The organism is Rhodoferax ferrireducens T118 (assembly GCF_000013605.1).
In the GTDB taxonomy this organism is placed as follows: domain Bacteria; phylum Pseudomonadota; class Gammaproteobacteria; order Burkholderiales; family Burkholderiaceae_C; genus Rhodoferax; species Rhodoferax ferrireducens.
Genome location: NC_007908.1, coordinates 2,774,189 through 2,794,940 on the forward strand (window position 1 = coordinate 2,774,189; position 20,752 = coordinate 2,794,940).

Annotated in this window: 22 protein-coding genes and 1 pseudogene; 12 read left to right on the plus strand and 11 right to left on the minus strand. The window is 60.8% G+C overall.

Going from position 1 to position 20,752, the window contains the following annotated elements; translation table 11 throughout:
- Nucleotides 1-95 precede the first annotated feature (95 nt).
- Both purM and RFER_RS12695 read left to right on the plus strand, forming a co-directional pair.
- Complete coding sequence (purM, locus tag RFER_RS12690) at nucleotides 96-1,145, plus strand: phosphoribosylformylglycinamidine cyclo-ligase (RefSeq protein ID WP_011464797.1); 1,050 nt, start codon at nucleotides 96-98, stop codon at nucleotides 1,143-1,145.
- 23 nt (nucleotides 1,146-1,168) lie between these two features.
- Nucleotides 1,169-2,350 carry an MFS transporter gene (locus tag RFER_RS12695; protein ID WP_011464798.1) on the plus strand — a complete coding sequence of 394 codons (1,182 nt, stop codon included), beginning with the start codon at nucleotides 1,169-1,171 and terminating at the stop codon, nucleotides 2,348-2,350.
- 91 nt (nucleotides 2,351-2,441) lie between these two features.
- Here the strand turns inward: RFER_RS12695 and RFER_RS23015 are convergent, their stop codons facing one another.
- The 5 genes from RFER_RS23015 to RFER_RS12720 form a co-directional block, all read right to left on the minus strand.
- Complete coding sequence (locus RFER_RS23015) at nucleotides 2,442-2,960, minus strand: hypothetical protein (protein WP_011464799.1); 519 nt, start codon at nucleotides 2,958-2,960, stop codon at nucleotides 2,442-2,444.
- Between the two features lie 54 nt (nucleotides 2,961-3,014).
- Nucleotides 3,015-3,467 (minus strand): DUF3788 domain-containing protein, encoded by a 453-nt coding sequence (locus RFER_RS12705; protein ID WP_011464800.1) that lies wholly within the window; start codon nucleotides 3,465-3,467, stop codon nucleotides 3,015-3,017.
- 114 nt (nucleotides 3,468-3,581) lie between these two features.
- A complete protein-coding gene (locus RFER_RS12710) occupies nucleotides 3,582-4,532 on the minus strand; it encodes an endonuclease domain-containing protein (protein ID WP_011464801.1) in 951 nt (316 codons plus the stop codon).
- A gap of 109 nt (nucleotides 4,533-4,641) precedes the next feature.
- Nucleotides 4,642-5,328 carry an AbiV family abortive infection protein gene (locus tag RFER_RS12715; protein WP_011464802.1) on the minus strand — a complete coding sequence of 229 codons (687 nt, stop codon included), beginning with the start codon at nucleotides 5,326-5,328 and terminating at the stop codon, nucleotides 4,642-4,644.
- A 120-nt stretch (nucleotides 5,329-5,448) separates the two neighbouring features.
- Entirely contained in the window at nucleotides 5,449-6,195 is a 747-nt protein-coding gene (locus RFER_RS12720) for an SAM-dependent methyltransferase (RefSeq protein WP_011464803.1), read from the minus strand.
- Between the two features lie 161 nt (nucleotides 6,196-6,356).
- Between RFER_RS12720 and RFER_RS12725 the strand changes: the two are divergent.
- The 5 genes and pseudogenes from RFER_RS12725 to RFER_RS12750 all read left to right on the plus strand — a co-directional run.
- Nucleotides 6,357-6,754 (plus strand): annotated as a pseudogene (locus RFER_RS12725) (IS110 family transposase); the annotation flags it as partial.
- Nucleotides 6,755-7,002: 248 nt separating this feature from the next.
- Complete coding sequence (locus RFER_RS12735; RefSeq protein WP_011464805.1) at nucleotides 7,003-7,569, plus strand: cysteine hydrolase family protein; 567 nt, start codon at nucleotides 7,003-7,005, stop codon at nucleotides 7,567-7,569.
- Nucleotides 7,566-8,183, plus strand: a complete 618-nt coding sequence (locus RFER_RS12740) for a DJ-1/PfpI family protein (RefSeq protein WP_011464806.1) — start codon at nucleotides 7,566-7,568, stop codon at nucleotides 8,181-8,183. The genes RFER_RS12735 and RFER_RS12740 overlap by 4 nt, the downstream gene beginning before the upstream one ends.
- A gap of 2 nt (nucleotides 8,184-8,185) precedes the next feature.
- Nucleotides 8,186-8,413, plus strand: coding sequence for a hypothetical protein (locus tag RFER_RS12745; protein WP_011464807.1), 228 nt, complete (start codon nucleotides 8,186-8,188; stop codon nucleotides 8,411-8,413).
- Nucleotides 8,413-9,402, plus strand: coding sequence for a GlxA family transcriptional regulator (locus RFER_RS12750; protein WP_011464808.1), 990 nt, complete (start codon nucleotides 8,413-8,415; stop codon nucleotides 9,400-9,402). The genes RFER_RS12745 and RFER_RS12750 overlap by 1 nt, the downstream gene beginning before the upstream one ends.
- Before the next feature lie 41 nt (nucleotides 9,403-9,443).
- Here the strand turns inward: RFER_RS12750 and RFER_RS12755 are convergent, their stop codons facing one another.
- The 5 genes from RFER_RS12755 to RFER_RS12775 form a co-directional block, all read right to left on the minus strand.
- Complete coding sequence (locus tag RFER_RS12755) at nucleotides 9,444-10,397, minus strand: PA2778 family cysteine peptidase (RefSeq protein ID WP_011464809.1); 954 nt, start codon at nucleotides 10,395-10,397, stop codon at nucleotides 9,444-9,446.
- Nucleotides 10,394-10,783 (minus strand): PA2779 family protein, encoded by a 390-nt coding sequence (locus RFER_RS12760; RefSeq protein WP_011464810.1) that lies wholly within the window; start codon nucleotides 10,781-10,783, stop codon nucleotides 10,394-10,396. Before RFER_RS12760 ends, RFER_RS12755 begins: the two co-directional genes overlap by 4 nt.
- A 112-nt stretch (nucleotides 10,784-10,895) precedes the next feature.
- Nucleotides 10,896-11,747 carry a SirB1 family protein gene (locus RFER_RS12765; RefSeq protein ID WP_011464811.1) on the minus strand — a complete coding sequence of 284 codons (852 nt, stop codon included), beginning with the start codon at nucleotides 11,745-11,747 and terminating at the stop codon, nucleotides 10,896-10,898.
- Nucleotides 11,748-11,767: 20 nt separating this feature from the next.
- Nucleotides 11,768-13,051: a mechanosensitive ion channel family protein gene (locus RFER_RS12770; protein WP_011464812.1), complete on the minus strand. Its 1,284-nt coding sequence runs from the start codon at nucleotides 13,049-13,051 to the stop codon at nucleotides 11,768-11,770.
- Nucleotides 13,044-13,997 carry a histone deacetylase family protein gene (locus RFER_RS12775; protein WP_085998763.1) on the minus strand — a complete coding sequence of 318 codons (954 nt, stop codon included), beginning with the start codon at nucleotides 13,995-13,997 and terminating at the stop codon, nucleotides 13,044-13,046. The genes RFER_RS12770 and RFER_RS12775 overlap by 8 nt, the downstream gene beginning before the upstream one ends.
- A gap of 42 nt (nucleotides 13,998-14,039) precedes the next feature.
- Here RFER_RS12775 and RFER_RS12780 point away from each other — a divergent pair, with 42 nt between their 5' ends.
- From RFER_RS12780 to RFER_RS12795, 4 genes are all read left to right on the plus strand, one after another.
- Nucleotides 14,040-14,960, plus strand: coding sequence for an AAA family ATPase (locus RFER_RS12780; RefSeq protein WP_011464814.1), 921 nt, complete (start codon nucleotides 14,040-14,042; stop codon nucleotides 14,958-14,960).
- Nucleotides 14,961-14,973: 13 nt separating this feature from the next.
- On the plus strand, nucleotides 14,974-15,966 hold the full coding sequence (locus RFER_RS12785; RefSeq protein WP_041790691.1) for a DUF58 domain-containing protein: 993 nt from the start codon (nucleotides 14,974-14,976) through the stop codon (nucleotides 15,964-15,966).
- 10 nt (nucleotides 15,967-15,976) lie between these two features.
- Nucleotides 15,977-17,998 (plus strand): transglutaminaseTgpA domain-containing protein, encoded by a 2,022-nt coding sequence (locus RFER_RS12790; protein WP_011464816.1) that lies wholly within the window; start codon nucleotides 15,977-15,979, stop codon nucleotides 17,996-17,998.
- A 269-nt stretch (nucleotides 17,999-18,267) separates the two neighbouring features.
- Nucleotides 18,268-18,939, plus strand: a complete 672-nt coding sequence (locus RFER_RS12795; protein WP_011464817.1) for a DUF6639 family protein — start codon at nucleotides 18,268-18,270, stop codon at nucleotides 18,937-18,939.
- A 96-nt stretch (nucleotides 18,940-19,035) separates the two neighbouring features.
- Here RFER_RS12795 and RFER_RS12800 read toward each other — a convergent pair whose 3' ends face one another.
- Nucleotides 19,036-19,935 carry a LysR family transcriptional regulator gene (locus tag RFER_RS12800; protein WP_011464818.1) on the minus strand — a complete coding sequence of 300 codons (900 nt, stop codon included), beginning with the start codon at nucleotides 19,933-19,935 and terminating at the stop codon, nucleotides 19,036-19,038.
- Between the two features lie 152 nt (nucleotides 19,936-20,087).
- On the opposite strand from RFER_RS12800, the gene RFER_RS12805 reads away from it, so the two are divergent.
- Entirely contained in the window at nucleotides 20,088-20,720 is a 633-nt protein-coding gene (locus RFER_RS12805; protein ID WP_011464819.1) for an NADPH-dependent F420 reductase, read from the plus strand.
- Nucleotides 20,721-20,752: the final 32 nt, after the last annotated feature.

A 20,752-nucleotide genomic window follows, 5' to 3' on the forward strand; every position in this document is an offset into this window, starting at 1 on the left:
CTGGTCAAATTCTATCGGGCTCCAGGCTCGCGCTTTTTTCCAACCCACGACCTGCTTGCACGCGCCCTGCCAGCGCATTTTTCATGGCATTTTTCATGACCCAAAAAAACGCTTCCTCTGCTTCCCCTCTTTCCTACAAAGACGCCGGCGTTGACATTGACGCAGGCGACGCCCTGATTGAGCGCATCAAACCCCTGGCCAAAAAGACCATGCGCGAAGGCGTGCTGGCGGGTATTGGCGGCTTTGGCGCGCTGTTTGAAGTGCCCAAACGCTACAAAGAGCCGGTGCTGGTGAGCGGCACCGACGGTGTCGGCACCAAGCTCAAGCTGGCGTTTGAATGGAATATGCACGATACGGTCGGCATCGATCTGGTCGCCATGAGCGTCAACGACGTGCTGGTGCAAGGGGCCGAGCCCTTGTTTTTCCTGGACTACTTTGCCTGCGGCAAGCTTGATGTGGACACCGCCGCCGCCGTGGTGGGCGGCGTTGCCAAGGGCTGCGAGCTGTCTGGCTGTGCGCTGATTGGCGGCGAAACCGCTGAAATGCCCGGCATGTACCCGCCGGGTGAATACGACTTGGCCGGTTTCTGTGTCGGCGCAGTCGAAAAGTCAAAAATCCTGACCGGCGTAGCTATCAAGCCCGGCGATGTGGTCATGGGCCTGGCCAGCAGCGGCGTGCATTCCAATGGCTTCAGCCTGGTGCGCAAGTGCATCGAGCGCGCGGGTGCCAATGCCCCGGCCACGCTGGATGGCAAACCGTTCAAACAAGCGCTGATGGAACCCACCCGCCTGTATGTCAAAAACGTGCTGGCCGCGCTGGCTGCCCACCCCATCAAGGCACTGGCTCACATCACCGGGGGCGGCTTGCTGGAAAACATCCCCCGCGTGCTGCCCGAGGGCACTGCCGCGCACTTGACGAAGGGCAGCTGGCCGCAAACCGAGCTGTTTGCCTGGCTGCAAAAAACGGCTGGCATTGACGACTTTGAGATGAATCGCACGTTCAATAACGGCATTGGCATGGTGGTGGTGATTGACGCGTCACAAGCCGCCGCCTGTGCGGCCACACTGCGCGCTGCAGGTGAAGCCGTGTATGTCATTGGTGTGATTGCCGCGCGTGGCGACGATGCGGCGGTACTGGTGCGCTAACGTTAGTCTGACCCGAGCGCTGGATGACCGCCTCGCTGCGCAAAATTCCCGCCAGCATCTGGGCGCTGGGCTTTGTCAGCCTGCTGATGGATGTTTCCAGTGAGCTGATCCACAGCCTGCTGCCGGTCTTTATGGTGACCACGCTGGGCATCAGCATGTTTGTGGTCGGGCTGATTGAAGGCGCTGCCGAGGCGACGGCGCTGATCATCAAGGTGTTTTCCGGCGCTTTGAGCGATTACTGGGGCAAGCGCAAGCCGCTGGCGGTGCTGGGCTACGGCCTGGGGGCTTTTTCCAAGCCGCTGTTTGCCCTGGCCACGTCCGGTGGCTGGATCATCACCGCCCGATTGGCTGACCGCGTCGGCAAAGGCATTCGCGGTGCGCCGCGTGACGCTCTGGTGGCCGATATTGCGCCACCCGAGTTGCGCGGCGCCGCCTTTGGCTTGCGCCAGTCGCTTGACACCGTGGGGGCATTTTTGGGCCCCACATTGGCAGTCGCCTTCATGCTGCTGTGGAACGACAACTTTCGCGCCGTGTTCTGGGTGGCGACCGTGCCCGCCTTCATGTGTGTGGCGCTGCTGGTGTGGGGCGTCAAGGAGCCTGATCAACCCATCACGACCAAGCGCAGCAACCCGATCAGCCGCGCCAACCTGGCCCGCCTGAGCCCTGCTTACTGGTGGGTGGTGGGCGTGGGCGCAATATTCACGCTGGCGCGGTTCAGCGAGGCTTTTCTGGTGCTGCGCGCGCAGCAAGGCGGCCTGGCGCTGGCCTGGACGCCGCTGGTGCTAATCGGCATGAACTTCGTCTACGCGTCTTGCGCCTACCCGTTTGGCAAGCTGGCCGACAAAGTGCGCCACACTTCCTTGTTAGGCTGGGGGCTGCTGCTGTTGATAGGCGCTGACTCTCTACTGGCTTACAGCAACAGCGGCGTGGTGTTCTGGGCTGGCGTGGCGTTGTGGGGCTTGCACATGGCCATGACGCAAGGCCTGCTGGCGGCGATGGTGGCAGACACTGCACCGACGGATTTACGCGGCACCGGCTACGGATTTTTCAACCTGCTCAGCGGCGTGGCGATGTTGATCGCCAGTGGGCTGGCGGGCTGGTTGTGGCAGGGCTGGGGCGCGTCGTTCACCTTTGTGGCCGGCATCGGCTTTGCGGCGCTGGCGTTGCTGCTGCTGGTGCTGCAGCCGCGCGGCTTGGCGCGTTAACGTCGAAGGCCACCGGAACGCAACACGCGCCGCAAAGCGCCAACCTGATGTCGGATGTCCGTGTGGGCCGAAATGTTGTGTCGCATTGCTGCTACCTAGTGAATTCCTTTTGCACTGCCGGCAGATGAAGCTGCTCAAACCTCCACAATCCAGCAGCCGCGTACAAACCCGGATCGGCACACTGCAACACCCTCCGTGTCCCGTCGGGTCGAACGACCAACAACGATGCTTCTGATTCAGGAATGTTGCTGTTGCCATAGGCGCTCAGTACGTAGGAAAAGTCATCAATTGAGAACTGCACGAGAGCAACTACCCACCGGCCGCCTTTGTCGGTCGTATACCGGAAGTGCCGGACGGGGGATGTCTTTGCCGGCGGGAAAACGAGTTCTGTCGCCCCAATTCTTCCGAAGCGATACTGTATCCATGCCGGTGCAAGACGGTCGTCATTTGTCTTCGGAGCGCAGAACGAGAGCACTTTGTCGCCAATACGGCACGTGAAGAGAACTTCTTCATCCGCGACGCAATGGCTCGGCGTTGGCGGCGCGGCCGCAGCTGCAGCTGCAGAAGCTAGAGCGAGCAATCCAATGGCGAATAGGCGCATCTTCTTCATGTGGCATAACGTTTCGATCACCGGCGGCTGTATGCCGTCCGGTGGATTGGATGGTTATGCGTGCTTTGCATTTATTGGCCGCCGTTTCACCGTCAGTAGCAGCATGACATCCTTTACTACTCTGTCGGTGTCAATTACGAGCAGCAGCCATTTTCCATCATGATAGGTTGTGGCTTGGTCGTATTCCTTTTGGGTCTTCTTTGCCAGGCCATTCTTAATTGCTTCAACTTTTGCCCGCTCTTCTGTTCCAAAAACTATTAGTAGCGCAAAGCGATTCTTCTCCGGGATCAACGTACAGAATGACTTATTCTTCTTGTATCTCAGGGACCAGCCGTGTTTCTTCCCGCCATAGAGCCACTCGGGCGTAAAAACGCTCGGGTAGCTCTGCTCTATCGACTGCGTGATTAATTTCCAGTATTTGTAAGCATCCTTGCCAACCCAGTCGGCAACTGCAGAATCAGCTGGCGGGTTTCCGGGTCCTGTCATGCGACTCGTTAATTCGTTCATTTATTCCCCCGCATAACGTAGAGCTAACGGGCAGAACAAAAGCGTAGCTTTTGGGCTGTCCCTGTTGAGCGCGGTGTTAGGCGGTCGACGCAAATACCGTTGTAGCAGTTGACCTCATAACTCATAAGTCTTAAGTCCCATTGATGCGCCAATTGGGTACCAAACATCCTGCCAGCGAACGTGGGCCAAATCAGTCCCTACAAATGCGGTCTCATCATTGCCTTTTCTGAGAAGTTTGCCACCAGAAAGGTACTTGAAGGCATGTTCGCCCAACTGCTCTTCACTAAAATCTTCGGGCAAAACGGACCGTAATGGATCGACATATACAGGGTCATCAGCAACTAGGTAGAAGTCATCAAACAAGTGAGAAAAACTCACCATGTGTTCCCCAAGCTCTATCGTGTACCACTCATCCGGAACGATATTAATTCTGACTTCACCCTTCTCGTATTCTTTTATCGTTCCCTCCAAGGGACCAACCTCCTCTTGCTCCTCTGGAGGGAGGAACACAAATGCCGTAATGAAGGATTTTTCCTGGAGCCACTCAACGGCGTGGGGGATAAATGCTTCCAGGGACGGGAATTCCAACGATTTGTTCGGATGCAGTTCTCTGTAGAAGCTGAGTGCTTTTGACATCTGACGGACCAGAAATTGGTAATCGATATACATGACACGATACTTTGAAGGTGCCCGTTGCATGCGTTCTTTGTAGATTTGTCGTACTTCTGCGACACAATCCGCAGGGCTATTATTTATCTCCCTGCCTCTGAATCTGATCACTGTGTAGCCAGCCCTTGTTAGGTACCTCTGCCTCACCGCGTCCTTTTCAAGCTGCTCTTTGGTTGAATGGTACTCATGCCCATCCAACTCAATAATTAAGTGAGCGTCTTTCAAGATGAAATCGACACGGTAACGACTGTGTTTTTCAGGGTCTCCAAACCAATGTTCCTTTTCGATTAGCCCGGCCATGTTGTCAAGAGCATTGCTGAATTGTTCTTCAATAAATGACTGCCCTCGATCCCTATACCAACCGGGTGATGTCTCTGGCTTTCCTGGATATTTCATAGCGTCCTTTGAGATTTATTCTTAAGCCTAACGTCGGACGTAACCGGCGTCCAATGGATTGGAGCGCCGCAGGCGCGGACGCTCTTGGGCGTCCGCGTTGACGGACCTGTTAGGCCTGTGTTGGCGCCGCGTAGGGTCCAAGGAAGTCTTCAACACTCTCGGCAGTTGCATCGGACAGGCCTCGCAAGTTCATTTCATGAAACCAAGCAGCTACTGCCTGCTTTTGGGCTTCCGTCGGTGCGTCTTTCACCGGAAGTAGGTACTTCCGCCATAACTGCACCTCTTCGTCTGTGACAGTCTTGCCTCTGCCCAAGATTTGGGCTATCTTGAGCAAATAGGGAGCAAGCCCCGCTACGTCTACTTCATCAGGCGATGACCATTTCGCGTTGTTGAAGCAGTCAGTGTAGATGCAGAGCTGCTTCATTTGGTCTAGGACGTCCGGGTGGTCTGAAGTTGGATCAACCAAGGGTTTGAGCTGGTCCAGGTTTCTGGCACCGTTCCGCACCATCTCTCCGAAAATCCAAAGCACATTCTTTTTTTTGTGGCTGCGATAGGCCTTCCAGATCGTCTGTAGTTCCTTCAGGTCCGTTGCCAGGGCCATCTGACGGAGCAGCGAGACCTTGCCGGACTCCTCAATACTCAGAATGGAGAGCGCGACGGCCGACGGAATTCGACCTTGCTGATACAAGACATCGGCGTCCTCTGCCAACCGCGCAGCGTTCCGAAGTGCGCGATTCATCCCCTCCGCAACTTGCGCGGAAGTAAGCTCATTCCGGTACTGGGGGAGGCGAGACATTCTCTCTGCTCAGGCCCAACGTAGAGGTAACCGGCCTGCGCGGCTTTTCGCGCAGGTCCGGTTGACCGCCATGTTAGGCCAAGGCGAAAATGCAGTGCACAAGCCACTCGTCATCGCGCTTCACCGCGGCATCAGCGCGAACACACCCCAGCCCAGGTATTCACGCGTGTAAGCGGCGTAACGCTCGGGTTCCGAGGTCAGTTTGGCTCGAACATCTTTCGCCAACTCGTCGTCGGGATTGGCTTCAAGCCATCGGCGCATGGTGAGCCACTTGGCCGCCTCGTATCTGTCCCATCCGTCCTGGTCAGCCAGGACCATTTCAACGACGTCGTAGCCAAGCTGGCCGAAAGATGCGAGAAGTTTTGGAAGCATGAGAAAGTCGGAGATCGAGTTGGCAAGACACCCCTTGGCAACATCTTCCGTCGGCGGTAACTGCCGCCAGTAGGGCTCGCCGACGACGATGATCCCCCCGGTGCGCAGGCTCCGCGCCAGAAGCGCGATAGTGCCGGCGACTCCCCCGGCGATCCAGGTGGCACCGACACAGGCTGCAACATCGACCTTCTCGTCAGAGACGTAGCCCGCAGCATCGCCATGGATGAACTTGACTTGATCGGCGACGCCGAGTTCTTCAGCACGGAGTTTCGCTTGCTCTGTGAACAACTGGCTCATGTCGATGCCGGTGCCGATAACGCCGTGATCGCGTGCCCAGGTGCACAGCATCTCCCCTGAACCACTGCCGAGGTCGAGCACTCGGGCCCCCGATTCCAGACGCAGCGCCGTGCCGAGCGTGGCGAGCTTTTCGGGCGTGATCGGGTCGTGGATGCGGTGAGCACTTTCAGTAATGTTGAATATTCGTGGGATGTCCATGGTGGAAAACTTCCTTACGGGTGTAAATGGATTCGGTCAGGGCCTAACGAATGAATGGGGCTTTCCCGTCCCGAGCTAGCCGCGCATTTGCGGCGACCGGCAACAAAGTGCCAAGATGGGAAGTGCAATTACTCATCAACTCATTCGCGAAGGGGAAGTTCATGACTATCGTAACGGTTGGAATCGATCTGGCAAAGAACGTCTTTGCCGTGCATGGTGTCGATGCTACAGGCAAACCTGTGCTGATACGACCCAGTTTGGCGCGCACCCGACTCGCCAAGCTGATGGTGTCTCTGCCGCCCTGTCTGATCGGAATGGAAGCTTGCTCGGGTGCCCACCACTGGGCAAGACTGTTTGCGACCTACGGTCACACCGTGCGCCTGATGGCACCCAAGTTTGTCACACCGTACCGTCTTTCAGGCAAACGTGGCAAGAACGATGCAGCCGATGCGGCCGCCATCTGCGAAGCTGTCACCCGGCCCAACATGCGCTTTGTGTCCGTCAAGAGCGCATCGAGCAGCAGTCCCGTCTGTTCGTGCACCGAGCGCGCCAGGGCTACGGTGCAGGAGTTGCTGGGCCACAGCGACGCAAGCACCACCATGATTTCCACGCATGTACCGAAGGTCGCAGCGGGTGGTCTGGCCAGCCCGCTGGATTTGCGGAGTGGCATGGCGGCCTGAGCGCATCATCAGTCAGCGGCCTTGGTCTCGACATAATGTCTTGATTTGATTGATACTTGTCCTTCATAAACTGGCCTTACGCGCATAAAACGTGCACCATAGAGCTTTTCAACTCACATATGAATCCATGAAAACATGTCTCATTTTGATTGACGCGCAAGAGTCGTTCCGCCAGCGCCCGTACTTCACGGCGACCGATCTGCCCGCCTACCTCAACGCACAAAACGCGCTGATTGACGGCTGTGTGGCGCGCGGCCTGCCGATCGTGCGTGTCTTTCACGTCGACGGCCCCAAGACCGCCAGCAACCCGTTTGCGCTCGAATCCGGCTTTGTGCAGCCGCTGGCCGAACTGCACCCGTTTGAGGCCGCCGCCACCTTTCACAAGAGCCGCCACAGCGCGCTGGTGGGCACGGGATTGGACGTGTGGCTGACGCAGAACGGTATTCAAAGGCTGATCATCAGCGGCATCCGCACCGAGCAATGCTGTGAGACCACCACCCGCCATGCCTCGGATCTGGGCTGGACGGTGGATTTTTGCCTGGATGCCACGCTGACTTGGGACATGCAACAACTTGATGGCGCCACCCTGAGTGCGGTCGACATCAAGGCGCGCACCGCCACCGTGTTGAAAGACCGCTTTGCCACCATTTGCAGCGTCGCGCAGGCGCTGGAACGGGCTACAGGAGCGGCATGAGTCAGCGCCCGCCTGTGTCGGTCTGCATCCTGGTGTTTGATGCGGTCGAGGTACTGGACTTTGCCGGGCCTTATGAGGTGTTCACCACGGCCAGCCGGATGCATGGCAAGCGCAACCCGGGCGCGGCGGCCCTGTTTGACGTGGCCTGCGTGTCGCGTGATGGTCAGCCGATTCAGGCGCGTGCCGGGCTGCGTGTGCTGCCCGAACACAGCTTTGCCGACCACCCGCGCTGCGATCTGCTGCTGGTGCCCGGCGGCGTGGTGGACGCTGCCATGGCCTGCCCGCAAACGCTGGCGTGGATCGCCCGCACGGCGGCCCAGGCGCAGATCACGGCATCGGTGTGCACCGGCGCGTTTTTGCTGGCGGCCAGTGGTGTGGTGCGCACCGGGCGCGTCACCACCCACTGGGAAGACAGCAGCGATTTGCAGCAGCGCTTCCCTGCCCTGACCGTCTGCGACGACCCGCGCTGGATTGACAACGGCCAGGTCGTCACCTCGGCTGGCATCAGTGCGGGCATCGACATGTGCCTGCACCTGGTGGCTCGGCTGGGCGGGCTTGAATTGGCCCAGTTGACCGCACGGCAGATGGATTACCACGGCTCGTTTGAGGATTAAAAATGAACCACACCTTGTTTGGACACCCGGAGTCGGGTCACTCCTACAAAGTCAAACTGACGCTGCAAGTGGCGCAGATTCCCCACCATTACCAGGTCATCGACATCGGTTTGCCGCACTTGCGCTTTACCCGTCGTTTTGATGCCCGGAGCTACCCCGAAGACTCGCTGGTCTGGTTTGAGCGTCCCTATGACGCCGACACCTTGCTGGCACAGCCCACGCGCGCATGATGAGCTTGGTGCAGTCAGCGCCGATTCAGGTCTTGTTTGCCCTGCTGCCCGACAGCCTGGCGCTGGATTGGGCTGGGCCGGCCGAGGCTTTGCGCATCGCCAATCAAGCGTTGCAGATTCAGGGCCAGCCGCCACGCTTTGTGTTGCGCTTTGTCGGCCCCGGCAGCGAGACGGTCAGCTCGGTGGGGCTCAAACTCAGCGGTCTTGCGGCGCTGCCTGACACGCTGCCAGCGCCGGCTTGGGTGGTGCTGGTTGGCCAGCCAGGCGCCACCATTTCCGTGCAAACCGAGGCTGCTCAAGCACTGCTGCACTGGCTGCGCGGCCTGCGGCTGCAAACCCACCGGCTGGAGCTGATGACGGTGTGCGCCGGCGCGGTGCTGGCGGCTCATGCGGGTTTGCTGGCTGGGCGGCATGTGACCACGCACCACCACCATTTGGCTGAATTGCGCTCGGTGGAGCCCGACTGCCAGGTGGTGGAGAACCGGGTCTTTGTGGAAGACGCACCGGTGTACAGCAGCGCGGGCGTGACCACCGGCGTGGACCTGACCTTGCACCGCATTGCCCAGCTGTGTGGCGAACCCATCGCCGCGCAGGTGGCGCAAGCCATGGTGGTAGCCCTGCGGCGCGGCCCGCAGGACCCGGAGCTGTCACCGTTTCTGGCTTACCGCAACCACCTGCACCCGGCCCTGCACCGCGTGCAGGACGCCGTCAGCAGCCAGCCCGCTGCCGAGTGGCACCTGGCCAGCATGGCGATGGTGGCCTGTACCTCACCCCGGCACTTGACGCGCTTGTTTATGGAGCATGCCGGCATTGCGCCGCTGCAGTACCTGCGCCGCATTCGCTTGGCCCTGGCGCAGACGGCGCTGCAGTCCGGCCGCAACGTCACGCAAGCGGCCGCTTTGGCGGGCTTCAGTTCGGACACGCAACTGCGCCGCGCCTGGCACCAACTGGGCGAAGCCGGCACCCCGTCGAATCCAAAGTCACTATAAAGATAATAGTTAATAGCGCTTTATTGACGGGGGCTACAGCCCTATTTGTTATAAATTTTTGCCTGCAAGGCCAAATACGCTGGCAGGCGCTCACCACCCAAGGCCACCGCGCGCGCGATCGCTTGACTGGCCTCCTGGCGACGATCGAGCTCCAGCAGCACTTGCGCCAGATTGTTCCAGCCGTCGGCAAAATCGGGGTGCTTGAGAACCGCCTGGCGGTAGGCCTTGGCCGCTGCGTCACGCTGGCCCAACGCATAAGCGGTGTTGCCCGCGCCCAGCAAGGCCGCACGGTCGTCCGGCCAGCGTTGCAGTGCGGCCGCAAAAGCTTGCTGCGCGCCGCGTGCATCCGTGCGTTCCAGCGTGGCCGCTGCGGCGCTGTAAGCCTGGGGCTCGGCGGTGGCGGGCAGTTGCCCGGGCTTGAGCGCCAGCATGGCCCAGTACTGCCCGCGCGCCCAGGTGCGCTCAAAGGCAAACATTGAAATCTCCATGCGCGCCGTGCGCCCGGAATGCAGCAGCAGCACATGGCGTTCGCGGTCAAAGCCCATCACCACGGCGTAGTGCCACACCGGGTAGATTGAGAACGCCAAATTCTGGAACACCAGCACCGGGTGGCCTGCCGCCACTTCGCGCAGTATGTCTTCCACCCTCGGCTTCAACGGATAAGCCAGCAAGCCCTGCCGACGCGTGGCGGCCAGCATTTCGGGCTGCAACGAGCCTTTGCGACCCGGCAGGTAAACCTGATCCACAAGCGCATCCGGCGTCACATCGACGCCCGCAGCAGTGGCCACCATCGCCAGCGCGGCAGGACCACATTCATAGTCTTCTTGCGGAAAAAACGGAACATCGGCAAGTTCTACCTGTGCGGGAAGTTCAGTTGGCCAGCGTGCATCCAGCATCGCCACCTGCGGTGTGGCGCAGCCACCCAGAAGCAGCACCGCGCAAACAAAAACCCCCGTCAAGACGGGGGCTCGCAGACCAATGAGTTGCTTGATCATCGAACCGATCGTGTGAACGGAAACACCTTGGTCAGGCCCATGATGTCGGTCACCAGCAACACGATGAACACGGTGAACAAAATGCCCAACACATCGCCGCCGGCCGGGGCCTGCTCAATGCGGCCGGCCAGTTGCGCCACTTCACTGTCCGACATGGCCGCGACCCGCTCAGCCGCTGCCTGCGGGCTGACGCCCTGGCCCAAGATGGCCTGGCGCACGTCATCACGCGCCAGAAAGCGGTTCACGGTGTCGCGGCTGGTGCTTGCCTGCGCGGGCGCTGTGATTTCTTCGGTGGCCACGATGCGGGCTTGGGCAGCGAGGGGAAAGCCCGCGGCGGTGATGCAGACGATCAGGCAAGTGGAGACGATTTGTTTAAAGCTTTTCATGGATTTCTCTCTTGGGTTATGAGGAGGCGCGGTCTCTGCCGAAACTGCGCTTCGTCTTTCATATTTGACCCAGGCCGGCTGCAAAAGTCAAAATCCATTACAACCTGAAACATCAGTTGATGGCGCGCCGCAACTCGGCCACACGCATGGCGATGGCGGACATGTCGTGCCCCTTTTCGGCGTTGCCCAGATAGGTTTCCAGGTCTTCCAGCGCCCTTCCCGCATGGCCCAGCTCGGCATGGGCCAGGCCGCGATCCCGGTACTCGTCCCAGGCCTGCGGCAGCAGCACAATCAGCCGATCCTGCACCGCAATCAGGCGCAGCCAATCTTCCTGGCCGGTGTGGATTTCTTTCAGGTTACGCAACATCCGGGCAATGATGTCGCGCGGCGGGGTAGCCTGCAAATACAGGCCCAGCGGCACTTCGAACTCATCCATCAAGCCACTGCGTCGCCGGAAAGGTTCCAGCCGCTCGGCCAGCGCCTCGCGGGTCAGCGACTGGCCGTCCAGCGGGTCCATCACGACCTGGCCTTCGGGCAGATTCACCTTGACCATGAAGTGGCCCGGAAATCCGACGCCCCGCGCTGCCAGCCCCAAGCCTTGCGCCAACTCCAGCCACAGCACAGCCAGCGAGATCGGAATGCCGCGGCGGGTGTGCAGAATCACACTCACAAAGCTGTTGTCCGGGTCATAGTAATGATTGACGTTGCCGGCAAAGCCCAAATCCCGGTAAAAAAACTGATGCAGGACGCGCAGCTTTTGCAAGGGGCCGGCATCGGCCGCAAGGCGATGCTTGAGCCGTGCCAGGAGTTGATCAACTTCACCCAGCACTTGTTGCACGTCCAGTTCAGGGTATTCGTCCTGCGCCAGGCAGGCAGCCGCCTCCAGCAGGGCAAAGTCGGCATCGCTGTGCACCACCGATGCAAAGTACTCCAGCGGGGTGGGCACAGCCAAAGATAAAGTCATGCGAACCTCCTTGGTCAAAATTATGAAGCCGGATTCGCCGCCACGTCGCGCGTGTGCACAACCCGCTGCGGATAGGGAATCTCGATCCGGTTGTCACGCAATGCCTTAAGTATGGCCAGGTTGATCAAGGACTTCAAGTTGTCACTGCCGTTCTCGGGGTCGGCGATCCAGAACCCCACCTTGAACTCCAGCCCGTCGGCACCAAACGCTGCCAGGTTGACCGAAGGCGCCGGCTCGCGCAACACACGCTCCTGGTTCACGGCAGCCTCTTTCAACAAGTGCATCACCTGGTCCACATCGCTGTCATAAGCGACCGAGACCACAGTATGAAGCCAGACCCGTGAATCCGCCAGCGACAGGTTCTCGACCCGGGTGGTGATCAGCAACTCGTTGGGAACAATCGACTCCCGCCCGGCGAGTGAACGAATGACGGTGTAGCGGGCGTTGATTTGCATCACAATGCCCTCAAAATTATCCACCCGGACGTTGTCGCCAATCCGCATGCTGCGTTCGGCCAGGATGACAAAGCCGCTGACATAGTTGGCCGCCAGCTTTTGCAGGCCAAAACCCACCCCCACGCCAATGGCACCACCCAGCACCGACAGCGCGGTCAGGTCAATACCCACCGCCGACAGCGCCATCAACAGGCCGACAAACATCAACAAGGCCCGCGTGGCGTTGCTCGCCGCCTTGCGCAGCGACAACTCGCCACCGGTGGCCGAGCGCAGCAAACGGGTCTCAATCGCGGCGGAAATCCACAAAGTGAATATCAGCACGGCCCCCGCGGTCAAGCCCCCCTCGATCAGGGTGCGTACCGACATCCTGGCGCCCCCCATCTTCCAGGTGATCTGGTCGAGTTGTTCCAGCAGCAGCGGCAGCAGGCCACTGACCCACAACACCATGGCCAGCCACGCCAGCCATGAAATGCTGCGCTCCAGCAGACGCACCAGCGGCGTCTCACTGAAGGCGGCGTGCAGCACCTTGACCCCCAGGCGGATGACCAGCAGGGCAATCAGGACCGGCAGCGCAATTTTGAAAACGGCCAGCGGCACCCGGCCCAGCAGCAAGGCTCTGGCCGCGTAGGCCAGACACAGCAGCAGCAGCGGAAACAGCACCCCGTCCACGATGCGTCGGCCAAACATGATGGAACTCGTCAGGTTCGAGCCCAGCGTCCGGCGCAACAGCACGGCCAGCACCCACGCGGCAAGGCCGCACAAGGCCAGTGCGCCGAGTTCGATCAGCGCGGCCGTTTGGGTCAGCGCCGCAACCCAGTCGTCCAGATCGGTGCCATGGAAATCAAACATCGGCCAGCACCCGAATATGTCCCTCCACACTGCGACCGAGCGCGCTCAAGGAATAGCCACCTTCCAGACACGACACAATGCGTCCCTTGCCGTGGCGCCGCGCCACGTCTTTGATGCGATGCGTGATCCAGATGTAGTCCTGCTCGACCAGGCCCAACTGGCCCATGTCGTCCTCCCGGTGCGAGTCGAAGCCGGCGCTGATGAAAATCATCTCGGGCCGGAAAGCCTCCAGCCGCGGCATCCAGGCGCTTTCGATCAGCTCCCTGATCTCCATGCCCTTGGTGTAGGCCGGTACCGGCAGATTGACCAGGTTGGCAGCACTGGAGTGAACGTGATCGAGCGGATAAAACGGATACTGGTAAAAGCTCACCATCAAAATACGCTTGTCGCCCGCCACGATGTCTTCGGTGCCGTTGCCGTGGTGCACATCAAAATCAACAATGGCGACCCGCTTCAAGCCATGGCGCTCGAGCGCGTACTTGGCGGCCAGCGCCACGTTGTTGAAAAAGCAGAAGCCCATGGCCTGGTCGCGGCAAGCATGGTGGCCGGGCGGGCGAATGGCGCAAAACGCGTTTTCAAAGTCGCCCGCAATCACCGCGTCGGTAGCGGCCAAGGCCGCGCCGGCCGCGTGCAGGGCGGCGTCCCAGGTGTAGACGTTGATGGAGGTGTCGGGGTCCACCTGGGCATAGGGCGGGCCACCGGCCAGAATGTCTTCTTTCAGCACATCGCTCAAGCCGCGCAGTGCCGCCACATGCGTGCGGCTGTGCGCCAGCTCGATGTCGGTCAGCGACGCCGCAGGCGCCTCGCGCCGCTCCAGCGCCAGCCCCAGGCCGGTGATCAACAGCCGGTCTTCGATGGCATCAAGCCGCTCCGGGCACTCGGGGTGGCCCGGCCCCATTTCATGTTTGCGGCAATCGGGATGGGTGTAATAGCCGGTCATTGTCACGGTGAGCGCCTGCCTCTCGAATTATTTTGGTAACGTCGTGCTATGGATGCACAAAAAAAACTTGAATCAATACTGAATCAGCTTAACACGGTGATCGTCGGCAAGCCTGCGCAAACGCAAGATTGCGTCGCCTGCCTGCTGGCGGGAGGCCACTTGCTGATTGAAGACGTGCCCGGCGTGGGCAAGACGACGTTGGCCCTGGCACTGGCCAAAACCTTTGGTCTGCAGTTCTCCAGGGTGCAATTCACCGCTGACCTGATGCCCAGCGACCTCACGGGCGTCAGCGTTTATGAGCGGGCCAAGGAAAGCTTTATCTTCCACCCCGGCCCGTTGTTTGCGCAGGTGCTGCTGGCCGACGAGATCAACCGCGCCAGCCCCAAAACCCAAAGTGCGCTGTTGGAGGCCATGGAAGAGAAGCAGGTCACCGTGGACGGCGACACCCGCCCCTTGCCGGCACCGTTCTTTGTCATTGCCACGCAAAACCCACACGACCAGTTGGGCACCTACGCGCTGCCGGAGTCGCAGCTGGACCGGTTCCTGATGCGCATCTCACTGGGTTACCCGGATCGCGCCACCGAACGCACCTTGCTGGCCGGTCGGGACCGGCGCGACATGGTGGAGGAGTTGCCCAGCTTGCTCGATGCGACGGAGCTGAAAATGCTGCAGCAGCAGGTGCTGGCCATCCATGCGGCCGCGCCGCTGCTGGACTATGTGCAGGACCTGATCGCGGCAACCCGCTCAGGCAAGTGGTTTTTGCAGGGCCTGAGCCCGCGTGCCGGTATTGCCGTGGTGCGCGCGGCCAAAGCGCAGGCCTTGCTGAGCGGGCGCGACTACGTGGCGCCCGACGACGTGCAGGCCATCCTGGCGCAAACCGTGGCGCATCGCCTGCTGCCGCTGGGGGATGCGGGCCGCGGCGCGGTCGAGCAGGTGCGCGCCCTGCTCGATGCCGTGCCGCTGCCCTGAACGCCTTGATCCGATGCCTGCCGCACCGTCATGGCCCCACCCGCTGCTGCACCCGGCGGCGCATGTGCGCGCGCAATTCCAGCGCTGGTGGCAGGCCCGGCTGCCGCTGACCGACAGCGTCACCCTGACCCAGCGCAACGTCTACATCTTGCCGACGCGCCCCGGCCTCATGCTGGGCGTCACGCTGCTGGTGCTGCTGGTGGCATCGATCAACTACCAGCTCAACCTGGGCTACCTGCTGACCTTCTTGCTGGCGGGCTGCAGCCTGGTTGCCATGCACGTGTGCCACGCGACCTTGCGCGGACTTACTATGCATTTGATAGCTACTGACGCAGTATTTACGGGGGCTACAGCCATTATTGGCATAAATCTTGAAAACCGGCGCCCGAGCACCCGATTTGGGATTGGGCTGGCGCTGCTGGGCTCAAGCCACTGGAGCTGGACCGATGTGCCCGCGCAAGCGAACGCCACGGTGCATGTGGCTTTCAAACCAGAGCGACGCGGCCTGCACCGCGTGCCCGCGCTGACGGCGGAGACCCGCTTTCCACTGGGCACCTTTCGGGTCTGGACGGTCTGGCGGCCCGCCGCCCAGGTGCTGGTGTATCCGGCCCCCGAAGCCCATGCGCCAGCCTTGCCGCTGGGTGAACCCCGCGCGGGCGACGCCGCCGCGGCGCCCGGACCCGCTAACGGTGACTACGATGGCATCCGCGCCTACCGCCGCGGCGACCCGCTCAAACTCGTGGTCTGGAAAAAGGCCGCAAAGGCCGATGAGTTGGTCAGCCGCGACACGCAGCAGGTGCAGCGCCATGAACTGTGGCTGGAGCCGCACAAGACCGGCCTGCCCCAGCTGGAGCCGCAGTTGTCGCGCCTGTGCGCCTGGGTGCTGCAGGCCGAACAGCAGGGGCTCGATTACGGCTTGCGCCTAGCTGGCCTGGACATCAAGCCGGCCCACGGTGAGGCGCAAAAACGCCGCTGCCTGCAAGCGCTGGCGCTGTGCGGAGCTTGAGGCTACCGCCATGTTGAACCTGCTGCATCATCTGCGCCAGCTGCCGCGCGACAGCCGCGACACCCTGTTCCTGCTGGGGGTGATCGCCTGGGTGGTGTTGCCGCAGGTGAGCCATTTGCCCTTGTGGTGCAGTCTGCTCAGCGGCGCGGTCATGCTGTGGCGCGGCTGGCTCGCCGTCACGCTGCGGCCGTTGCCCGCGCGCTGGTGGCTCTGGTTGCTGCTGGTACTGACCGTGGGCGCCACGCTGTTCACCCACAAGACCCTGCTCGGACGCGATGCCGGCCTGACCCTGATCGTGGTGCTGCTGGCCTTGAAGACGCTGGAGCTGCGCGCCCGCCGTGATGCCTTCGTGGTGTTTTTTCTGAGCTTCTTCATGATGCTGAGCAACTTTTTCTTCTCGCAGTCGCTCTTGACCGCCGGCGCCATGCTGATCGCGCTGCTGGGCCTGTTGACCGCCCTGGTCAATGCCCATATGCCGGTGGGCAAGCCGCCCTTGCTGCAGGCGGCCCGCATCGCGGGCTCGATGACCCTATTGGGCGCGCCCATCATGGTGCTGTTGTTCTTGCTGTTTCCGCGTCTGGCGCCGCTGTGGGGTGTGCCCAGCGACGCCATGAGCGGGCGCAGCGGCTTGTCGGCCACGATGCAGGTCGGCACCATCGCCAGCCTGGCCCTCGATGACAGCATTGCCATGCGCATCCGCTTCGAGGGCGCGCCACCACGTCAGTCGGACCTTTATTTTCGCGGGCCGGTGCTCTCCAGCTTTGACGGGCGCAGCTGGCAGCCGCTGCGCTCAGGGCTGCCAGCCCGCATGAGGCCGCTCCCCAATCTGCAGGTGCAGGGCGCACCGATCAACTACCAGGTGACGCTGGAACCCAATCAGCGCCCCTGGTTGCTGCTGCTGGACGCCACGCCCAACGCGCCCCTGCTGACGGGCTTCGAGGCCCGCATGACACCCGAGCTGCAATGGCTGGTGGAGCGCCCGATCACCGACCTGCTGCGCTACACGGCCCGCAGCTACCCCGACTTCAGCCACGGCCCGTTGCGCCCGGTGGCGGGTCTGCAGGACTACCTGGAATTGCCCTTTGGTTTCAACCCGCGCACGCTGCAACTGGCCGCCGAGCTGCGGCGCGACCCGCGTTATGCCGCGGACGACGGGACGCAACTGATCGCAGCCGTGCTGGAGCGCCTGCGCAGCGGCGGCTACGTCTACACACTGGACCCCGGCGCGTACGGCCGCGACAGCGCCGACGAGTTCTGGTTTGACCGCAAAGAGGGATTTTGCGAACACATCGCGTCCAGCTTCGTCATCCTGCTGCGCGCGCTCAAGCTGCCCGCGCGCGTCGTCACCGGCTACCAGGGTGGCGAACAAAATCCCGTCGACGGCTTCTGGACCGTGCGCCAGAGCGACGCCCACGCCTGGGCCGAAGTCTGGCTGAACGGGCGCGGCTGGGTGCGCGTGGACCCCACTGCGGCCGTGGCGCCGGGCCGGGTGGGCAGCTTGCAACGCTTGCAGGCGCCGCGTGGCGTCATCACCGAGGCCTTGCTCGGCAACGTCAACCCGGCGCTGGCCCTGAACCTGCGCGCCGTGTGGGACGCCGTCAACAACCGCTGGAACCAGTCGGTGCTGAACTACACGCAGCGCAAGCAGCTCAACCTGCTCAAAAACCTGGGCTTTGAGTCGCCGAGCTGGGAAGACCTGATCTACCTGCTGATCGGCATCGTGGTGCTGGCCAGCCTGGGCGGCGCGGCCTGGACCCTGTGGGATCGCTTGCGCCAGGACCCGTGGCTGCGGCTGCTGGCGCAAGCAGCCAAGCGGCTGCAAAAAGCAGGCGTCCAACTGGCCCCGAACAGCCCGCCGCGCCGCATGGCAGAGCAGCTAAGCGCGCAGCTCGGCCCCGAGCACCCAGCGGCCCGGCGCATCGGCGACTGGCTCTTACGCCTGGAAGCGCTGCGCTACGCGCCGCCCGCCGCCCGGCGCAGCCGCCTCGCGACACTGCAGCATGAATTCAAGCGACTGCACTGGCCCACGTGACTTCAAAGTCTCTCTGCTCTTCGCGTTTGGCTTCAGTAGTGATCCAGTAGCAAATCGGGCGTTGGTAGAAGTGAGGAAGTCGAATCAGGGCATGAATTCCGGCGAGATGTTCTATTGACTAAACGCAATTCCCCGAAGGGACAGACGACTAACCTGAAAACAAGCTGAGCCTTTCATCCTCTTCCACGCCGCATCAGCGGACAAAGACGTGCGGCGGTTTAGCGAATTGCAAATGACTTTCTTGCATCAACTTGTGCCAAAACAACGACATGAAACACTGGTTGGCCATTTTCATTTGTGCGCTCATCGCTGCGGACTTCGTGCATGGCGATGAATGGAAATGTCCTCATTCCAATGTGGTGGTCCATTCAACCGACAGCGATGATGCCGATGCTGCGTGCAAAGCAGCACGCAAGGCACTCGAATTTCTCGCAACGCAAGGGCTTGATACGACAGGATCGGTCGATGTGCGTCTGGTGACGAAGCTCCCCATGCCCTGCCCGCGGTCGAGTTTTGGCTGCTACGATCAGCCCAATCACCGCATCCATATGCTCGTTATTTCAGAATGCTTGAAGATGAGGACATGGGTAGAACTGCCGCTCAACCGTTCTCTTTGCGAGAGCTTTCTCACGCACGAAGTCGCCCACGTTGTGGCGGCTGCAAACTTCACTGCGCCGAAGCCGAGCACGCTGGCGCAAGAGTATCTTGCCAACGTCACCATGGTTTCGACGATGTCGCCGAGGCAGCGGGAGCGTTTGCTGGAGCAACTCCCCGGGCGGGGGTTCGACTCGGCTGATCAGATGAGTACGACTTATTATCAGCTCGACCCGGCCCGGTTCAGCGCCGAGGTTTACCGGCACTTTATCAAGCTGGGCAACGGCAAGGTATTTTTGCAGAATGTGCTCTCGGGCAGGGTCCTGAACAATGAAGGTAATCCGTAAAATGGATGTTGGTTGACAGACTTCCGCGGTCATAGCCGCCTACCGCCCAGCACAGCCCATGGTGACGATGGATGGACGGATAAACCAGACGTCCATCTACCAGGTCATCCCTGGTTGCGAGAAATGATTTGTCAAAAAATCGATGAGCGCGCGAACCTTGGGCGAGACATGTTTGCGGCTTGGGTACACCGCATAAATGCCAAGCTCAAGCGAACGAAATTCGGGCATCAACTCGACCAATGCCCCGGAGGCCAAATCGTCGCCCACCAGGAAGCTGGGCTGCAAGATGATGCCTTGGCTGGCGAGTGCCGCCGCGCGGCAGGTGTCCCCGTTATTGGTATGGATGCAGGGATTGGTTTTGACACTGACCGGCCCCAGGGGTCCCTTGAAGGGCCATTCGTCCTTGGTGGACCAGTAGCTGTACGAGATCACAGCATGGTCAGCCAGTTCGCCGGGGTGCTTGGGTGTGCCGTGCAGCTTGAGATACTGCGGTGAGGCACACAGCACCATGCGTGTGGTCGCCAGCCGCTTGCTGACCAGGGTTGAATTTTCCAGATTGGCGATGCGGATCGCCACGTCATAACCCTCCTCCACCAGATCGACCAGGCGATCTGCCAGCGTCACGTCCAGCTTGACGTTAGGGTGCCGGACTCGGAAGGCGCCCCACAGCGGGGCCAGATGCAAAACGCCAAAGGTAAATGGCGCATTGATTCGCAGCAACCCGCTCGCGGCATCGCTACGGGACGTGATTTCATCCTCAGCCTCTGCCAGCTCGGCCAGCAGCTCCTTGCTGCGAACATAAAAGATCTGTCCTTCATCTGTCAGTGAGAGCCGCCGTGTCGTGCGGTGCAGCAAGCGCACACCCAGGCGGGTTTCCATGTCGACCACATAACGCGAGACAGCCGCCTTGGACATGCCCAGCGCGTCGGCGGCTTTGACAAAGCTCCCAGCGTCAACCACCGCATTGAAAGTCTGCATTTCAAGAAACCGATCCATTATTCCTCCAATCGAGACAATTAATCACATTCAGCGGGGTTTATCTTCTCCCACATTTCCAATAAAGTCCATCCCATGCACTGCAAAACACACACGGTCCAGCCAATGCAGTGTCTGCAACAGACAAATTCAACCAACCCAAAGGAACCATCATGAAAGTCACAGTTATCGGCGCCGGCAATATGGGTGCAGCCTTCGTCAAACAACTCACCCACGCTGGCCATCAAGTCACAGTGACCGCTCGCAGTTTTGAAAAAGCACAAGCGGTGGCCGCAGCCAACATCGGCGCAACCGCCGTCGCCACAGCCAACGCAACCGCTCAAGCTGATGTCGTCATTCTGGCGACCGGCTATGCCGACGCCGTTAATGCGTTGAAAAGTGTCGGTAATCTGAACGGCAAGGTGGTCATCGACATCACCAACCCCCTGACTGCCGATTTCATGGGATTGACCCTCGGTCACAGCAGCTCTGCTGCGGAGGAAATCGCCAAGGCCATCCCAGAGGCTGACGTTGTCAAAGCATTCAATACCGTATTCGCCCAAGTGCTTTCCGACGGCGCTGATTTTGGTAACGGTCAAATTGTTCCGGTATTTGTCGCCAGTGACAGTGAGCGTGCCAAGCAGACCGCCAAGGCGCTGGCCGAGAGTATGGGATTTTCCACGGTGGATGCCGGTGGCCTGAAGAACGCTCGCTACCTGGAGCCCGTGGCTGGGTTCAACATTTACCTGGGCTACGGCGCAGGTCTGGGCACGTCGATTGCGCCGACCTGGATCAAGCGCGCTTGATCCAAGACCCGCGATCTGCAAGCGTCTAAGGC